Genomic DNA, 17,314 nt, shown 5'->3' with positions numbered 1-17,314 from the left:
GCGGGTCGTGTCCGGCCTTGCCGCGCTGCGCGCGGGTCTCTCCCGCCCGCCCGCCCGATTGCCCGGCGGTCGCATGGTGGCCGGGTGTTTGTCTGCGGGCCGCCACCGGTCTTCCCGCGCTGCGCGCGGATCTCTCCCGCCCGCCCGATTGCCCTTTTCGCGCGGGCCCCGTTGCTGCGGGGTGCTCGGGTGGGTGGGTGGGAAAGGTCCGCGCGGAGCGCGGGAAGGGAAAGGGGCAGCCGTCCCGCGGCTGCGGGGGCTGCGGCAGACCACATGTGCCGCAGCCCGCCGCCGGCGCAACGCGCAGCCCGGACTACACGTCCGCCGCCTGCGCCCGCAGGGCTCGTTCGATGCCTGCTCGGGACTCCGTGATCAGGCGGCGGAGGGCGGCCGAAGGGTCGGCGGATGCCAGCCACGCGTCCGTCGCGTCCAGCGTGGACCGGGACACCTGGAGCGAGGGGTAGAGGCCCACCGCGATCTGCTGCGCCATCTCGTGCGAGCGCGAGTCCCACGCTCCCTTGACCGCCGCGAAGAACTTCTCCGCGTACGGAGCGAGGAGTTCGCGCTGGTCCGTCTGGACGAAGCCGCCGATCACGGACTCCTGGATCGCGTTCGGGAGCTTGTCGGACTCCACGACCGAGGCCCATGCCTCCGCCTTCGCCTCCGGCGTGGGCCGCGCCGCCCGCGCCGCGGCGGCGTGCCGCTCGCCCGCGGCCGTCTTGTCGCGGTCCAGCTCCGCCGTGATCCCGGCCTCGTCGAGCCGGCCCGTCGACGCGAGCCGGTGCACGAGGGCCCAGCGCAGCTCCGTGTCCACCGCGAGGCCCTCGATCGACTGCTTGCCCGAGACGAGGTCCTCCAGGAGCGTCAGCTGCTCCTCCGTGCGTGCCGTCGCCGCGAACGCCCGCGCCCACGCCAGCTGGTGGTCGCTGCCCGGCTCCGCCGAGCGGAGGTGCGAGAGCGTGGCCTCGGTCCAGCGGGCCAGCGCCTCGGCACGCCCGGCCGGCGCCGCGTACAGGTCGAGCGCCAGCTTCACCTGGCGGTGCAGGGACTGCACGACCCCGATGTCCGACTCCTTGGCGATGCCGGAGAGGACGAGCGAGAGGTAGTCGCGCGTGGGCAGCTCCGCGTCCCGCGTCATGTCCCACGCCGACGCCCACGACAGCGCACGCGGCAGCGACGCCTCGAAGTCACCGATGTGCTCCGTCACGAAGGCGAGGGACTCCGCGTCCATGCGCACCTTCGCGTACGAGAGGTCGTCGTCGTTCAGGAGGATCACGTCCGGGCGCTCACGGCCCACCAGCGCGTCCACCGCCGTCAGTTCGCCGTCCACGTCCAGCTCCACGCGGTCCGTGCGCAGCAGCTTGCCGCTCTCCTCGTCGAGGTCGTACAGGCCGATCGCGATCCGGTGCGGGCGCAGTGTCGGTTCGCCCTTCGCGCCGGCGGGCAGCGCCGGGGCCTCCTGTTTCACCGCGAACGACGTGATCTTGCCCGTCGTGTCCACGTCCACCACCGGACGCAGGATGTTGATGCCCGCCGTCTCCAGCCACTTCTTCGACCACGTCTTCAGGTCGCGCCCGCTGGTCTCCTCGAGCGCGCCGAGCAGATCGGACAGGCGCGTGTTCCCGAACGCGTGCGCCTTGAAGTACGCCTGCACGCCCCGGAAGAACTCGTCCATGCCGACGTACGCCACCAGTTGCTTCAGGACGCTCGCGCCCTTGGCGTACGTGATGCCGTCGAAGTTGACCAGGACGTCGTCGAGGTCACGGATGTCCGCCATGATCGGGTGCGTCGACGGCAGCTGGTCCTGGCGGTACGCCCACGTCTTCATGGAGTTGGCGAACGTCGTCCACGAGTGCGGCCAGCGCGAGTTCTCCGCGTACGCCTGGCAGGCGATGGACGTGTACGTCGCGAACGACTCGTTCAGCCAGAGGTCGTTCCACCACTCCATCGTCACCAGGTCGCCGAACCACATGTGGGCCAGCTCGTGGAGGATGGTCTCCGCGCGCGTCTCGTACGCCGCGTCCGTCACCTTCGAACGGAACACGTACTGGTCGCGGATGGTCACCGCTCCCGCGTTCTCCATCGCGCCCGCGTTGAACTCCGGCACGAAGAGCTGGTCGTACTTGGCGAAGGGGTACGCGTAGTCGAACTTCTCCTGGAACCAGTCGAAGCCCTGCCGCGTCACCTCGAAGATCGCGTCCGAGTCGAGGAACTCGGCGAGCGAGGGACGGCAGTAGATGCCGAGCGGAACCGACTGGCCGCCAGGACCCTCGTACGAGCTGTGGACCGAGTGATACGGACCGACGATGAGCGCCGTGATGTACGTCGACATCCGCGGCGTCGGCTCGAAGACCCAGACATCACCGCTGGGCTCGGGCGTCGGCGAATTCGAGACGACCGTCCAGCCGGACGGCGCCTTCACGGTGAACTGGAACGTCGCCTTGAGATCGGGCTGCTCGAACGAGGCGAAGACACGGCGCGCGTCCGGGACCTCGAACTGCGTGTAGAGATAGGCCTGCTCGTCGACCGGGTCGACGAACCGGTGCAGGCCCTCGCCCGTGTTGGTGTAGTCGCAGTCGGCGACGACCTTCAGCTCGTTCGGCCCCGCCTCCAGGTGCTTCAGCGCGATGCGCGAGTCACGGAAGACGGCGGCCACGTCCAGCGAGCGGCCGTTCAGGACGGCCTCGTGGACCGCGGGGGCGACCAGGTCGATGAACGTCTCGGCGCCCGCCTCGGCGGAGTCGAAGCGCACCGTGGTCACCGACCGGTAGGTGCCGCCCGCTTGCGCGCCGGAGAGGTCGAGGTCGATCTCGTACGAGTCAACGGTGAGCAGCTTCGCCCGCTGCTGCGCCTCTTCGCGGGTCAGATTGGTGCCGGGCACGCGTTCATCTCCTCAGGTACGACTTGTGGCGTTTCCAGCCATCCTTCCACGTGGGTCAGCGGACGGGGCCGGGCATTGTCCGAGGACCGTCATGCGGCATTGTTCGCGGGCTGCCGTGCCGCTAGCATCCGCGCGTCGACACACGCCCCGGGGGGAGCGTCCATGGGACTCAGACGGTCACGGCGACTACCGCGATTACCGCGATTACGTGGCGCGAGGTGCGCCGCATGATCGACGTACTCGTCGCGGGAGCGGGCATCGGCGGCCTGACCGCCGCGCTCAGCCTGCACGCGGCGGGCATCGGGGTGCGGGTCATCGACGCGGTGGACGCGCTGCGGCCCGTCGGGGTCGGCATCAACCTTCTGCCGCACGCGGTACGGGAGTTGACGGACCTGGGCCTGGGCGCCGAGCTGGCGGCCACGGCCGTGCCGACCGCCGAGACGGTCCACTTCGACCGGCACGGCAACCACATCTGGGGCGAGCCCCTCGGCCTCGCCCGCGGCCACCACTGGCCGCAGTACTCCCTGCACCGCGGCGCGCTCCAGCTGATCCTCCTCGACGCGGTGCGCGACCGCCTCGGTGACAACGCTGTCCAGACCGGTACGGCCTTCGTGCGGTACGCCGAGCCGGAGGGCTCGGGGGCGCTGCGGGTGACCCTGCGGGACGTGCGGCGCGGGCGGGAGTTCGCGGTGCCGGTGCGGGCCCTGATCGGCGCCGACGGGCTGTACTCGGCGGTGCGGGCCCGGCTGCACCCCGGCGAGGGCCCGCCGCTGTGGAACGGCATCCGGATGTGGCGGGGCGTCACCGAGTGGGACCCGGTGCTCGGCGGCCGCACGATGGCGTTCGCGGGCAGCAACGCGACCGTGAAGCTCGTCGTCTACCCGATCTCGCGGGAGGCGGAGACGCGGGGGCGTGCGCTGCTCAACTGGGTGGCGGAGGTGCGCTTTCCGAGACATCACCACGGGGCGCCGGGCCCGGTGGACTGGAACCGCTCGGGCCGCCTGTCCGATGTCCTTCCGCACTTCTCGGGTTGGCGGATCGGGGACCTGGACGTGCCCGCGCTCCTTGCCGCGACCGGGGCGAGGAGCCGGATCCTGGAGTACCCGATGGTGGACCGCGACCCCCTGCCGTGGTGGGGCCGCGGCCCCGTGACGCTGCTGGGCGACGCGGCGCATCCGATGTACCCCGTGGGGTCGAGCGGGGGCTCGGAGGCGGTCCTTGACGCGCGGGTGCTCGCGCGGTGCGTGGCTCATGCCGGGGCGGACCGGGTGAGCGGCCTGCGGGCGTACGAGGCGGAGAGGTGGGGCCCCGCCAACGCCGTGGCCCTGGCCAATCGGGCGATGCCGGTGGACGAGGTGCTGCGGGCGGTGGCGGAGAGGGCGCCGGAGGGGTTCGTGCGGGTGGAGGATGTCCTGACGGGGGAGGAGTTGGGGGGTTTGGGGGAGGGGTATCGGCGTATGCGGGGGCTTTGGTAGCGGTCTTTGTTTGATCCCCAACCCCACCCCTTCCCGAAAACCCGCTCGGCGCGGGGGCCTAGCTGGGGCTCCGCCCCAGACCCCGCTCCTCACACGCCGGAGGGGCTGAAATACAGCCCGGGGGCCAAACCCTGGGTGGGCACCCGCTCCGGCCACAGACCCGGGGACTCCGCCCCCAGACCCCCGCTCCTCAAACGCCGGAGGGCTGGACCTCCAGCCCGTCCGGCGTTTGAGGACGAACTCGGCGGAGCCGGTGATGGAGGGCCACCAAGGCCCCCGCGCCAGAGCGGGTTTTCGGGAAGGGGCGGGGTGGGGGAAGAGCAACGTCTGAAACCCGCCAGCCCCCACCCACCCGCACGCGCGACCCTCGGAACATGAACGCAACCCCAACCACGACCTACGCCCCGCTCCCCATCACCCCCACCGCCCTCGCCCAACTCCGCACCACAGACGACGCCGCCCGCCCCTGCACCCCCTACGTGGACACGGAAGGCGGCGACCCCCTCCGCTGCTGCCTGCGCCCCACCGCCCCCGGCGAACGCGTCGCCCTCGTCTCGTACGCGCCCCTGCGCCGCTGGGCCGCGGAGACCGGTGCCACCCCCGGTGCCTACGACGAGCAGGGCCCCGTCTTCATCCACGCGCAGGACTGCGAGGGCCCCACCCCCGGGCAGGGTTACCCCTTCGCCCGCCCCGGAGCCCTCCGCACCCTGCGCCGCTACAACGCCGAAGGCCACATCGTCGGCGGTCGCCTGATGGAGATCCCGGACCCGGCCACGGAAGGCTTCGACGCCGCCTTCGCGGAGGCCTTCGCCGACCCGGACGTAGCCCTCGTGCACGTCAGGGCCGTCGAGTACGGCTGCTTCCACTTCGAGGTCCGCCGCCCTTAGGCGAGCGTCCCGACCGAGCCCACTGCCCTCACCGAGCCCCCTGCCCCCACCGCCCGCGCGAACGCCCGCACCCGCTCCGTCTCCTCGTCCCGCCGCCACACCATCCCGAGCACCGAGTCCGGCACCCCCTCCACCGGCACGAACGTGACGTCACGCCGGCCGTGGTACTCCGCGGTGGGGCGGCACAGCAGCATCGCCCCCCGCTCGGCCGCGACCAGCGTCAGGCCCTCCTGGAGGGTGCGCACCTCCGGTGCGGGGACGGGAGAGGGGGCCTGCGCCGCGCGCCAGTACGCGGGGGCCGGAGCCGTCGCGGAGATCAGCGGCAGCCCCGCCAGCTCGGCCGCGTCCAGCGACCCGCGGCCCGCGAAGGGATGGCGTACCGACACCGCGACCGTCTGCTGCTGGCGGGAGAAGAGCGGGCCGAGCACCAGGTCCGGCTCCTCGACCGGCAGCAGCACGATCGCCGTGTCCACGTCCCCGTGCCGCACCGCCCCGAAGGGATCCGCGAACGGCACCTCCACGATCTCCGTCACACACCCCGGATGCCGCTCCTGGAAGTCGGCGATCGCCCCCATCAGGCGCGCGTCCGCCGTCCCCTGGAAGCCGATCCGCAGCCGCCCCGTGACACCCCGCGCCGACTCCCGCGCCGCGTCCACCGTGGCGCTCAACCTCTCGTACGCCGGGCGCAGTTCGGCCAGGAACCGCTCGCCCGCCGGAGTCAGGCGCACCCGCCGGCTCGACCGCTCCACGAGCCGCGTGCCGATCCGCCGCTCCAGGTCGCGCAGCAACTGGCTGACGCGGCTCTGCGACACGTAGAGCCGCTCGCCCGCACGGCCGAAGTGCAGCTCGTCGGCGAGCGCGATGAAGCACTCCAGCTCCCGTATCTCAAGCCCGCTCAACCCGCACACTCCCTCGACCATGAGCCTTCGCAACGAGGCGACGACGCAACGACGCAATTACGCAACGACGCATCCACGCATTCACGCATCGATGAGCCTCGCTCATTCAAGGATGAGATCTTCGCCGTTGTTCCCCGCGGGCGCCCGGCGAAGGCTTGACCCCATGAACGCCACCCCGCACACACTCCCTGAACTCGCCGAGCCGCGGCGCCGCCTGCCGCTCTCCGTCCTCACCGTCGCCGCCACCACCTTCTCCGTCGTCACCACGGAAATGCTGCCGGTCGGCCTCCTCACCTCCCTCTCCTCCGGGCTCGGCGTCTCCGACGGGACCGCGGGCCTGACCGTCACGCTGCCCGGCGTCGTCGCGGCGCTCGCCGCTCTCCTCCTGCCGGTGGCCGTGCGGCGTGCCGACCGGCGGACGGTGCTGTGCGCGCTGATGGTCCTGCTCGCCGCCGCCAACCTCCTGGCCGCGCTCGCGCCCGCCTTCGGCGTGCTGCTCGCCGCGCGGGTGCTCGTGGGGGTCTGCATCGGGGGCGTGTGGGCGATCGCGGCCGGGCTCGGCGTACGGCTCGTGCGGGAGGAGGCCGCGGGGCGGGCCACCACGGTGATCTTCAGCGGGATCGCGGTGGCGTCCGTGCTCGGCGTCCCCGCCGGTACGTTCCTCGGTGAACTCGCGGGCTGGCGCTGGGCGTTCGCGGTGATGGGGGCGTTCGCGCTCGCGGTCGCCGGGCTGCTCGCGGCGGTGCTTCCGCCGCTGCCCGCTTCGGCGGCCGTACGGCTCGGCACGTTCCCCGGGCTGCTGCGGGGAGCGCGGCTGCGGGCGGGGCTGCTGGTGGTGCTGCTTCTGGTGACCGGACACTTCGCGGCCTACACCTACGTCAGGCCCGTCCTGGAGCGAGTGCCCGACCTGGGCGCCGGGCTGATCAGCGGGCTGCTCCTCGTGTACGGGATCGCGGGCATCGTCGGCAATTTCGCGGGCGGCGCGCTCGCGGCCCGCGATCCGCGCCGGGCGCTGCTCGCCATCTCGGCCGGGCTGACCGCCGTGGTCCTGCTGCTCGGGCCCGCGGGCGGCTCGCTCGTCGCGTCGGTGGCGCTCCTCGTCGCGTGGGGCCTGGCCTACGGCGGGGTCTCCGTCTCCACCCAGCACTGGGTGCTCGCCGCGGCCCCCGGCGCCCGTGAGGCGGCGTCGGCGCTCTTCGCCGGGGTGTTCAACGCGGCGATCGCCCTGGGCGCGCTGACCGGCGGCCTGGTCGCGGACGGCTTCGGGACGACGGAGGTGCTGTGGCTGGGGGGCGGCCTCGCGGCGCTCGCGCTGCTGGTCGTGGGGTGCGCGAAGGGGGCGGGCACCGAGTAGAGATCGGTGCCCGCCCCCAGCGGCGTACGTATGACGAGGTAAGAGCTGAGACTCAGCCCTTGAGCTCGGCGGCCACCAGCTCCGCGATCTGCACCGCGTTCAGCGCGGCGCCCTTGCGGAGGTTGTCGTCGGAGATGAAGAAGGCCAGGCCGTTCTCCGCCGTCTCGTCGTTGCGGATGCGGCCCACGAAGGAGTCGTCCTTGCCCGCGGCGACCAGCGGGGTCGGCACGTCCGTGAGGACGACGCCCTCGGCCGACGCGAGGATCTCGGTGGCGCGCTCGGCGCTCAGCGGACGCTCGAAGCGGGCGTTGACCTGGAGCGAGTGGCCGGTGAAGACCGGCACGCGGACGCAGGTGCCGGAGACCTTGAGGGCCGGGATCTCCAGGATCTTGCGGGATTCGTTGCGGAGCTTCTGCTCCTCGTCGGTCTCGTTCAGACCGTCGTCCACGATGGAGCCCGCCATCGGCAGGACGTTGTACGCGATCGGCGCGACGTACTTGTTCGGGGCCGGGAACTCCGCGGCCGAGCCGTCGTGCGTGAGGTTCGGCGCTTCGTCGCCGACCTTCTTGACCTGGTCGAAGAGCTCCTCGACACCGGCGACGCCCGAACCGGACACGGCCTGGTAGGTCGCCACGACGAGCGCGGTGAGACCGGCCTCCCGGTGCAGCGGCTTCAGGACCGGCATGGCGGCCATCGTCGTGCAGTTCGGGTTGGCGATGATGCCCTTGGGGCGGTCCGCGATCGCGTGCGGGTTGACCTCGGAGACGACCAGCGGGACCTGGGGGTCCATGCGCCAGGCCGAGGAGTTGTCGATCACGACGGGGCCCTGCGACGCGACCTTCTCGGCCAGCGCCTTCGAGGTGGCGCCGCCCGCCGAGAACAGGACGATGTCAAGGCCGCTGTAGTCGGCCGTGGAGGCGTCCTCGACCGTCACACCGTCGAGGACCGTGCCGGCCGAGCGGGCCGATGCGAACAGGCGCAGCTCGTCGATCGGGAACTTCCGCTCGACGAGGATCTTGCGCATGACCGTGCCGACCTGACCGGTGGCTCCGACGATTCCGACCTTCACAGGGACTTCCTCCGTATGTGCATGGGCATAGGCATTGGCCTGTGCGTTCCATCATGCGTCTGTCCACGGGCGCCTTGTCCAATCCATTGTCCGAAGTTCGGGATGTCACATTCCCGCGCACATTCCTGCCGCCTCGGTCGAACGTTTCGGGCCGCCCCGGCGTCCTAGGGGAAACGCGGGGACGGGAGGGGTGTCTTGCTGCGCGGAAGAATGCGACGGGACCGACGGGACCGACGGGACCGACGGGGAGGGTCCGATCCGCTCGACGCGGCCCAGGAGGACCGGGTGCGGGCGGTGCTCGCGCTGGGCGGGGTGCCGCACGCGGACCTGCCCGACGGCGTCCAGCAGGTCAGGCTCAAGCTCCTGGAGCGGGCGGCGGACGGCCGCGACGCGCCCCGTGACGTCTCCGCGTGGGCGGCGGTCGTCGCCTCGAACCTCGCCATGGACTGGCACCGGGCACGCCGCAGGCAGGAGCGGCTCGGCGAGCGGCTCGCGGTCCTGTGGCGGGAGGCGACGGACGAGGACGGGGCGGAGTCACGGGCCCTCTCGATGGCCGTGACGCAGGGCCTGGACGCGCTGCCCGACACCCAGCGGCAGGTCGTCGTCCTGCGTTTCTACGCCGATCTGCCGGTGCGGGCGATAGCCGACGAGCTGGGCATTCCGGAGGGCACGGTCAAGAGCAGGCTGCATACGGCGGTACGGGTGCTGCGGACGCGGCTGCACGAGGGCGAGGTGGTGTGACGGTGGCCAAGGACGAGTACGCGTACGAGTACGACGGCGACCACGACGCCCTGATGCTCGCCCTCACGGACGAGCCCCTGCCCGAGGCGTCCCGGCGGGACCCGGAGGCCGTGGCGGAGCATGCCGCGGCTGTGGCGGACGTCGCACTGCTCCGGGAGCACCTGGGGGTGGTGGGGCGGACCCTGTCGGCTCCGGAGCGGGAGCCGGTGCGGGTGGTCCCGGTGCGGCCCGGCGGTGTCCGGCGGCGGCGCCTCGCGATGTCGCTCGGTGTGGCGGCGGCCGCCGCGGCCGCCTCGCTCGTGGGCGGTCTCGCCTGGCTGGCGCTGGAGGGCGGGGGTGAGATGACCAGGAGCGACTCCGACGCGGCGAAGGGGGTAGCGCCGGACGCGGGTGACGAGGACAGCGGGGGCTCGGCGGACCGGTCGCCCGAGGGGTACGTGGCGTGCGCGCGGCTCATCGCGGAGGGCACGGTCAGGCGGGTCGAGCCGGTCCCCGGCGGCGTCCAGGACCGGATCGTCCTGGACGTGTCCCGCTACTACAAGCCGGGCCGGGGCGAGAAGCAGATCACGTTCGTGATGGACGTGGACGTGGACCCGCGCCTGCGCCCCGGCGACCGGACCCTGATCGGCATCGCGAAGGGCGAGGCGTCGCCGGACATCTGGTCCACGACCGCGAAGGACATCGCCAAGGACCGGGCATGGATCGAGCGGGCGCTGCCGCGCGCGGAGGGGATGCGGTGCTGAGGGGCACGGGCGGTTCGGGGCACGGGCGGTGCCGAGGGGGGAGGGCTGTGCAGATGGAGGAGTAAATGCGCTGGATGTAAGGGTCTAAGTGCCCCTATGGTTACTACATGACCACCCAAGTGCCCGCCCCCGCACCCGACTTCACGCCGACCGACGACGTCTTCGTCAGGAAGCACATGGGCGTGCCGGACATCGACGTCACGGACTGGACCCTGGTGGTGGAGGGGCTCGTCGAGCGGCCGCTGCGCCTGGACATGGCCGCCGTCCTCGCGCTCGGGACGGAGCGGCTGGCCGCCTTCCACGAATGCTTCGGGAGTCCGTTCGCTCCGGACGTGCCGACGCGGGCGGTGGCGCAGGTGGAGTGGGCGGGGGTGCCGCTCGCCGCGCTCCTGGACCGTGCGGTGCCACAGGCCGCGGCGCGGCACGTGTGGTTCGAGGGCGCGGACACGGGGTCCTTCCACGGGCAGGACGGTCTGACGTACGTCAAGGACCTGCCCCTGCCGACGGCCCGCGGCGACGTCTTCCTCGCGCACCGGATGAACGGCGAGCCGCTCCGAGCCGAGCACGGGTTTCCGCTGCGGGCGGTGGTGCCGCGGATGTTCGGGACGAACTCGGTGAAGTGGCTGACCCGGATCGTCCTGGCGGACCGGCGGTCGGACGGCGTCTTCACCACGCGGTTCTACAACCGCGTCCTGCCGGGGGAGGCGTCCCCGAGCCCCGTGCGGGAGGTGGATGTGAGCAGCAAGCTGTTCGCGCCGGGGGAGGGGGCCGAACTGGCCGCGGGGAAGGTGGAGTTGAGCGGCCGGGCGTGGAGCGCGACGGAGATCGTGGGCGTCGAGATCTCGGTCGACGGGGGTGCCTGGGAGGCGGCCGTGGTGGATGCGCCGGGCCCGGGCCCGACGTGGCAACGCTTCTGTCTCACCAGAGAGTTGGCGCCCGGCCCGCATCGCGTCCGCTGCCGGGCGCGGGATCTCGCGGGGCGCGTGCAGCCGCTCGCGGGGGCGCGGAACGCGGTGCACGAGGTGGCGGTCGAGGCCGGATAGCGGCCCGGCGCCCCCTTCGCACGTCGGCCGGACGCACGTCGGCCGGGCTGGAGGACCAGCCCGGCCGACGTCCTGGCACAGATGCCCTGTCGCAGACGTCCTGTCACAGACGTCCTCTCACAGAGAGACCCCTACGAGGCGACCTTCTCGATGATCACGCTGCCGGTACCGGCGACCGTGCCGCGACCGTTCAGGAGCGAGACCTCACCGAACAGCTGACGTCCCTCCATCGTGGGCGCGTCCGCCGCGACCTCCGCGGAGACCTGGGCGGAAGCCCCGTTCGCCAGCTTCACCGACGCCGACTCGTCGACCTTCACCGAGCCGAGCGCGGCCGAGAAGAAAACGTCCCGGTAGTCGTACGCCGTGGTGCCGGACGGGATCGAGTAGCCCACCACCTGGATCTCGTACGTGCCCGCGGCGGGCTTGGTGAGGCTGACCGACTCCTCCGAGTCGCCGTCCGCCGACGAGCCCACGACCGCGCCGTCCTTCGAGACCGACAGGTCCAGGTCGGCGGCGGTGTCCGCCGTCGAGCCGATCGCGACGTCGAGCCGCTCCGCGCCCTGGGGCACGACCACGGTCGTCTTCTGCGTCTCACCCTGCTTGATCGACGGCTTCGCCGCCTTCGCGGAGCCGAGCGGGCCGCCCTTCAGCTTCCCGTCCACCGCGGCGAAGTTGTTCGTCCCCTTCCAGGAGACGGGCGCCGGCGTGCCGACCTTCGCCTCCGGAACCGTCTGCACGGCGGGGTCGAAGGCGACACCCAGAGCCGAGACGTCCAGCTTGTAGGGGTTGTCCAGGAGCGGCGACGTCCTGCGCGACTCGACCTCGATCTCCCACACGCCCGGCTGCGGGTCCGCGTACGAACGCAGGTCGGGGCGGCAGGTGTTGGCCGGGTTCTCGTAGTTCGGGTAGCAGACGAGCGACGACGTCGAGTCGACCGGGACACCGTACGGGTGCACCGCGATGAACCGCGTCTGGCTCTTGTCCTTCAGGCCGCCGAGCGCCACTTCGAGGGACTTGGCGCCCTTGGGGACCGTCACGAAGTACGACTTGGTGCTGTTGCGCTGCACCGAGCCGGACCCCGAGAACGTGTACGCGGGCTTGGCGAGCGGCGCCGAGACGACGACCGTCGACATGATCTGCTGGTCGATGCCCTCGCTGCGCTCGTCGTCGACCGTCAGGATCGCGCTGTGCACACCGGCCGACTTGGCCTTCGCCTGCACCTTGACCGTGACCGGCTTGTTCAGCGGCAGCGTCACCGCGCCCTTGCCGAGCAGCTTGAACGTGCCCTCGTGGTTGTTGACCAGGTCCAGCTCGTGGCGGATGGAGCGGTCGGGGCCCGAGGTGCGGGTGACCTCGACGTCGTACGTCCGCTTCTGGCCGGTCTTCAGGCCGCCCTCACGGTCGTAGATGCCGGTGCCGGGCTTCTTCAGCTCCTGCTCCAGGGCGGTGTCGACCGGGGCCTTCACCGTGTACGTGTGCGCCTTCGCGTCGTCCTCGATGGCGTTCCAGGCGTCGACCACGTTGATCAGGCCGGTGCCCTGCGCGTACGCCTGCTCGCCGCTGATGCGGTCCGCGGTCGAGGTCAGCGCCGTGCGCAGCTTCGCCGGGGTCAGGTCGACGTCCTCGCGCTTGGCGGCGGACAGCAGCAGCGCGGATGCGCCCGCGGCCTGCGGGGACGCCATCGACGTACCCTGCAGCATCGAGTAACCGGCGGGCAGTTGGTAGCCCGCCTCGGCGACCGGGGAGCCCGGCAGCCAGGTCTGCGTGGTGTTGATGGCCGAGCCGGGCGCGGAGATGACCGGCGCGAAGCCGCCGTCCTCACGCGGACCGCGCGAGGAGAAGTTCATCATCGCGTACTTCTTCTCCACGGCGGAGCCGTAGTTGGCGGCCCACGTCTCCTTGGAGATGGAGGCGCCGACCGAGATGACCTTGTCGGCCAGGCTCGGGTCGCCGATGGTGTTCGCGCCGGGGCCGGAGTTGCCCGCGGAGATCACCAGCTGGACGCCGTAGGTGTCGATGAGGCGCGTGTAGAGCTCGGCGCGCGCGTTGTTGCCGTCGTTCAGCGCCGGGAGGCCGCCGATCGACATGTTCACGATGTCGACGCCGCGCTTCGTGACGAGGTCGATCATGCCCTCGGTGAGCGCGACGTTCGTGCAGCCGCCGGTCCAGGTGCAGGCGCGCGAGGAGACCAGTTTGGCGCCGGGCGCCGCGCCGTTCATCTTGCCGCCGAACAGGCTGTTGGCCGCGGTGATGCCCGCGACGTGCGTGCCGTGCTCGGACTCGATGACGCCGATGTTGACGAAGTCGGCCTTCTTGCCGACCCAGTCGCCGCCGTACGGGTCGGTCGGCACGTCCTTGCGGATCTCGACGACGAACGGGACGCGCTCGACGACGTCGGTCGCCGGGTCGTCCTTGCCGAAGTAGGCGACCTGGTGGCCGTCCTTGTACGGCTTCATCGTCTCGTCGTCGGTGAAGTCGTTGTTGTCGTTCAGGTCGACCCGGACCGTCCCGGCCGCCGGGTCGTAGAGCACGCCCCAGCTGTCGGTGGTGTCGCCGTCACGGTTGATGTCGCCCTTGGCGTCGCCGCCGGTGGTGGCCGACTCGCGGAAGCGGTTGACCTGGAAGGAGCCCGCGGGGGCCTTCCACGTCTCGCTGTCCCAGGTGAAGACGGGGCCCGTGACGGGGTTGGTCATCCGGCGCCAGGTGGCGTCCGCGTCCACGATCGGGTCCGTCGCGGTCACCCAGTCGGTGATCTTCCGCTCGCCCGTGGTGGTCTTCTGGAGCGCGGGGTGGCCCAGGTCGACGCCGGAGTCGAGGATGCCGATGGTGGTGCCCCGGCCGTCCGCCTTCGGGTGCTTCTTCACGAAGTCGACGGCGCCCGTCTCGAAGGACGGGTTGTACGGGTTCTTCGCCGGGGTGTTCTTGCCGGGTCCGGCGAACGTCCCCTCGGCCGCGGTCTTCGCGCCCTTGGCGCGGTCGGCGGCCGGCGTCGGGTCGTCCAGCTCGATCTCGTGCCGCAGGTCGATGCCGTGCACCGACGACAGCTTGCCGGCGGCCTCGATGGCGGCCTCGGCCTTCGCGGTGGGCACGGTGGCGCGTACGTAGCCGAGCTTGTCGTACGTCCGGCCGACCGAGCCGCCCTTGACGGCGTCGAGCTGGTCGGCGACCTGCTCGGTGGCGCCGGGCGCGGTGGCGACCATCATCGTGACGGTCTTCTCGCCGTCCGCCTTCGCGTCCGCGAGGAGATCGGCATCGGCCGAACCGAGCTTCTTCTCGGCGGACTTGGGGGTGGTCTGGCCCCCGGGGTCTCCGTCGGCCGCGAGGGCCATGGGTATGGGCCCGGCGGCGGAGAGCGCGGCGGTGAGGCCGACGGCTATCGCGAGACGGGTCGTGCGTCTAGCACTGGATCTGTGCATCAGCATCCCTGTACGTAAAGGTCGAAAAGGTCCGGAATCCGGAACCGGATGACCGCTCAGCCTTACGTAAGTGACTGCTGTTTGGGGAGAGTTGTCCGGAGAGGATCAGAGGCTGGCGTAATCCCGCCATGCGCCACCGGTGACATAGCGGATGATTACGCCTCTACCTCTCTACGCCTCACGCGCCCGCGCGTAGTGCCGCGAGGCCTTGGCCCGGTTGCCGCACCCGGACATGGAGCACCAGCGCCGGGTCCCGTTCCGCGAGGTGTCGTAGAAGTGCAGGATGCACGCCTCGTGCGCGCAGGGGCGGATCCGGTCCGGGGCGGTGGCGAGGAGCGTCAGGTAGTCACGGGCCGCCAGCCATGCCGCACCCCAGGTCGGGTCCTTGAACTCGGGCTCCTCGCCCGGCCCTTGCGCGGTCAGGGTCGCCCGGATGCGCCCGTGCCCGAGGATCGTGTCGACGCGGGCGATGCCGGCGGGGTCGTCGGGGCTGTCCACGGTGGACGCGAGCGCGTCGCGTGCCCGCAGCACGTGCTCCAGCGTCGCCTCGTCCGCAGTGAACCTGTCGTCGAGCCCATGGGCGGCGAGCCAGACGGCGAGCCCGTCGACATGGGTCAGCAGATCCTGGCGCGCGCCGTCCATCATCCACCGGGTGTTGAGCAGGTCGAGGGAGAGCGGCTCGCCGACGAGCGGGCGCGGATCGCGGGGGGCGGCGGACATGGGGCTCCCTTCAGGACTAACCAGCAAAGGGTACGTGACTGGTTGACGCTCGCTGATTCTAACTCTTAAAGTGGTGTTGAAAGGTTAGCCAGCCCACGCGGGTCGGGCGGGCAACCGCTGACGCGCTGACAAGGGGAGAGTCATGACCTCGACCGGCACACTCCGCACCGGCCACATCGGCCTGAACGTCACCGACATCGAGCGCTCGCTCGCCTTCTACCGCGACGTCATCGGGTACGGCGTGATCAGCGAGGGCAAGGAAGAGGGCCGCAGATTCGCCTTCCTGGGGGAGAGCGGAATCCCCGCGCTCACGCTCTGGCAGCAGGCGGACGCGTCGTACGCGGCTTCGAACGCCGGACTGCACCACCTGGCGTTCGAGGTGGACACCATCGAGGAGGTCCGCGCGTACGAGAGCGCCCTGCGGGCGTACGGGGTGGAATTCGCCTACGAGGGAGTCGTCCCGCACGGCGAGGGCGCGGCGTCCGGCGGGATCTTCTTCCACGACCCGGACGGAACGCGCCTGGAGATCTATGCGGGGTCCGGCGTGGCAGCCTCGGACACTGCTCCGGTGGCGGCGGCGCCGACCTGCGGCTTCTTCTGACCGCGCCCTGACCCGCTCACCCATTCACCCATTGACCCGGCAGGGAGTGACATGACCACCCCGCACACCCCGTACCACCACGGCTCCCGAGCCGTTCAGGACCTCGTCGGTGTGCGGGAACTGGCCGACCACGTGGGCCGGTCCATCGGCGACGGCATCCGCCCCGTCGCCGCCGCCTTCCTCGAACTCCAGCCCATGCTGGTGATCGGCGCCGCGGACCAGGCGGGCGCGGTCTGGGCCTCGCTGCTCACCGGCGAACCCGGGTTCGTGCGGGCCACGGGGCCGCGCCAGGCATCGATCGCGGGCGGCCCGCACCGGGCCGACCCCCTGGCGCGGGCCCTCGCCCAGGAGGGCACCCCCGTGGGCACCATCGCCCTGGACCCCCGCACCCGGCGCCGCATGCGCCTGAACGGACGGGCCCGCCCGACCCCCCGCGGCCTGGCGATCGAGGCCGACCAGGTCTTCTCGAACTGCCCCAAGTACCTCCAGAAGCGCCAACTCGACCCCGACCGCGATCCAGGCGGCCCCTCCACCCCCACCCGCACGCCGGAACTCACCGCCGAACAGCGCACGCTCATCGCCGCCGCCGACACCTTCTTCCTCGCCTCCGTCCACGCGCACGGCGCCGACGCCAGCCACCGGGGCGGCAACCCCGGCTTCGTCCGGGTCGCGTCAGCCACCGAACTCACCTGGCGGGACTACCCGGGCAACGCGATGTTCCTGACCCTCGGCAACCTCGCCACGGACCCCCGCGCGGGCCTGCTCTTCCTCGACTGGACGACCGGCACCACCCTCCAGCTCACCGGCACGGCCGGCACCGAACACGGCGACGACGGCTCCCGCACGGTCCGCTTCACCCTCACCGAGGCGGTCCAGACCCTCGGCGCGAGCCCCTGGAGCTGGACGGCTCCGGAGTACTCCCCTGCCAATCCGACCGAGGAGGACTAGCGTCACTCTGTGAACAAAGAGCTTCGGGTGGCGGCCTACGCCGTATGCGTACAGGACGGGCAGCTGCTGCTCGCCCGCTGGGTGGCGGGCGACGGCAGCAAGCGCTGGACGCTGCCCGGCGGCGGGATGGACCACGGGGAGGACCCGTACGACACGGTGATCCGCGAGGCCGATGAGGAGACGGGGTACGTCATCGAGCCCGTCGCGCTGCTCGGCGTCGACTCGCTGCGCCGCCGCTATCCGCGCAAGCTCGGCGCCGTCGCCGACTTCCACGGCCTGCGGATCGTCTACGAGGCGCGCGTCACCGGCGGCGAGCTGCGCCACGAGCGGGACGGTTCCACCGATCTCGCGGCCTGGCACACGCTGGACGCCGTCGCCGGCCTCGACCGGGTCGGGCTCGTCGACATCGGGCTCGACCTGTGGCGGACCCGCCCCGGCGACGGTCACCTCGCGACGCCCTCCGAGCCGCCCTCCTGAGCCCACGCGGAGCCTTCCCTTCCCCGAAAGGTGAACGTGGAGTGACGGCCTCCTCTCCGC

14 protein-coding genes are annotated in these 17,314 nt (G+C 71.7%); 9 read left to right on the top strand and 5 right to left on the bottom strand.

Going from position 1 to position 17,314, the window contains the following annotated elements; genetic code table 11:
• Positions 1 to 313: 313 nt before the first annotated feature.
• A complete protein-coding gene (pepN, locus tag ACZ6ZP_RS04840; protein ID WP_351164506.1) occupies positions 314 to 2,881 on the bottom strand; it encodes an aminopeptidase N in 2,568 nt (855 codons plus the stop codon).
• Positions 2,882 to 3,108: 227 nt separating this feature from the next.
• On the opposite strand from pepN, the gene ACZ6ZP_RS04835 reads away from it, so the two are divergent.
• Positions 3,109 to 4,356: a flavin-dependent oxidoreductase gene (locus ACZ6ZP_RS04835; RefSeq protein WP_351164505.1), complete on the top strand. Its 1,248-nt coding sequence runs from the start codon at positions 3,109 to 3,111 to the stop codon at positions 4,354 to 4,356.
• Between the two features lie 374 nt (positions 4,357 to 4,730).
• Positions 4,731 to 5,243 carry a DUF1203 domain-containing protein gene (locus ACZ6ZP_RS04830; protein ID WP_469405534.1) on the top strand — a complete coding sequence of 171 codons (513 nt, stop codon included), beginning with the start codon at positions 4,731 to 4,733 and terminating at the stop codon, positions 5,241 to 5,243.
• On the opposite strand, the gene ACZ6ZP_RS04825 is transcribed toward ACZ6ZP_RS04830, so the two are convergent.
• Complete coding sequence (locus tag ACZ6ZP_RS04825) at positions 5,240 to 6,142, bottom strand: LysR family transcriptional regulator (RefSeq protein ID WP_469405533.1); 903 nt, start codon at positions 6,140 to 6,142, stop codon at positions 5,240 to 5,242. The genes ACZ6ZP_RS04830 and ACZ6ZP_RS04825 overlap by 4 nt on opposite strands.
• A gap of 163 nt (positions 6,143 to 6,305) precedes the next feature.
• On the opposite strand from ACZ6ZP_RS04825, the gene ACZ6ZP_RS04820 reads away from it, so the two are divergent.
• Complete coding sequence (locus tag ACZ6ZP_RS04820) at positions 6,306 to 7,496, top strand: MFS transporter (protein ID WP_361470182.1); 1,191 nt, start codon at positions 6,306 to 6,308, stop codon at positions 7,494 to 7,496.
• Positions 7,497 to 7,548: 52 nt separating this feature from the next.
• Here ACZ6ZP_RS04820 and ACZ6ZP_RS04815 read toward each other — a convergent pair whose 3' ends face one another.
• On the bottom strand, positions 7,549 to 8,565 hold the full coding sequence (locus tag ACZ6ZP_RS04815; protein WP_351164501.1) for an aspartate-semialdehyde dehydrogenase: 1,017 nt from the start codon (positions 8,563 to 8,565) through the stop codon (positions 7,549 to 7,551).
• A 195-nt stretch (positions 8,566 to 8,760) separates the two neighbouring features.
• Here ACZ6ZP_RS04815 and ACZ6ZP_RS04810 point away from each other — a divergent pair, with 195 nt between their 5' ends.
• From ACZ6ZP_RS04810 to ACZ6ZP_RS04800, 3 genes are all read left to right on the top strand, one after another.
• Positions 8,761 to 9,306: a sigma-70 family RNA polymerase sigma factor gene (locus tag ACZ6ZP_RS04810; protein WP_383826976.1), complete on the top strand. Its 546-nt coding sequence runs from the start codon at positions 8,761 to 8,763 to the stop codon at positions 9,304 to 9,306.
• A gap of 2 nt (positions 9,307 to 9,308) precedes the next feature.
• Positions 9,309 to 10,049: a hypothetical protein gene (locus ACZ6ZP_RS04805; protein WP_351164499.1), complete on the top strand. Its 741-nt coding sequence runs from the start codon at positions 9,309 to 9,311 to the stop codon at positions 10,047 to 10,049.
• Positions 10,050 to 10,156: 107 nt separating this feature from the next.
• On the top strand, positions 10,157 to 11,092 hold the full coding sequence (locus ACZ6ZP_RS04800; RefSeq protein WP_351164497.1) for a molybdopterin-dependent oxidoreductase: 936 nt from the start codon (positions 10,157 to 10,159) through the stop codon (positions 11,090 to 11,092).
• Between the two features lie 131 nt (positions 11,093 to 11,223).
• On the opposite strand, the gene ACZ6ZP_RS04795 is transcribed toward ACZ6ZP_RS04800, so the two are convergent.
• Together ACZ6ZP_RS04795 and ACZ6ZP_RS04790 are read right to left on the bottom strand one after the other, a co-directional pair.
• The gene (locus ACZ6ZP_RS04795) at positions 11,224 to 14,514 is read right to left on the bottom strand and encodes a S8 family serine peptidase (protein WP_469405531.1); all 3,291 of its coding nucleotides are present in this window, start codon (positions 14,512 to 14,514) and stop codon (positions 11,224 to 11,226) included.
• Between the two features lie 165 nt (positions 14,515 to 14,679).
• On the bottom strand, positions 14,680 to 15,228 hold the full coding sequence (locus tag ACZ6ZP_RS04790) for a CGNR zinc finger domain-containing protein (RefSeq protein ID WP_361474542.1): 549 nt from the start codon (positions 15,226 to 15,228) through the stop codon (positions 14,680 to 14,682).
• 142 nt (positions 15,229 to 15,370) lie between these two features.
• On the opposite strand from ACZ6ZP_RS04790, the gene ACZ6ZP_RS04785 reads away from it, so the two are divergent.
• The 3 genes from ACZ6ZP_RS04785 to ACZ6ZP_RS04775 are packed head-to-tail and all read left to right on the top strand — an operon-like array spanning position 15,371 to position 17,254.
• Positions 15,371 to 15,829, top strand: a complete 459-nt coding sequence (locus ACZ6ZP_RS04785) for a VOC family protein (protein ID WP_399977367.1) — start codon at positions 15,371 to 15,373, stop codon at positions 15,827 to 15,829.
• A 51-nt stretch (positions 15,830 to 15,880) separates the two neighbouring features.
• Positions 15,881 to 16,777: a pyridoxamine 5'-phosphate oxidase family protein gene (locus ACZ6ZP_RS04780; protein ID WP_469405529.1), complete on the top strand. Its 897-nt coding sequence runs from the start codon at positions 15,881 to 15,883 to the stop codon at positions 16,775 to 16,777.
• Positions 16,778 to 16,786: 9 nt separating this feature from the next.
• Entirely contained in the window at positions 16,787 to 17,254 is a 468-nt protein-coding gene (locus ACZ6ZP_RS04775; RefSeq protein WP_351160626.1) for an NUDIX hydrolase, read from the top strand.
• Positions 17,255 to 17,314: the final 60 nt, after the last annotated feature.

The sequence above is a fragment of the Streptomyces sp. NPDC054047 genome, assembly GCF_055585065.1.
The sequence above is the reverse complement of the archived record's forward strand: the minus strand, read 5'-3'. Positions and strand labels throughout refer to the sequence as shown.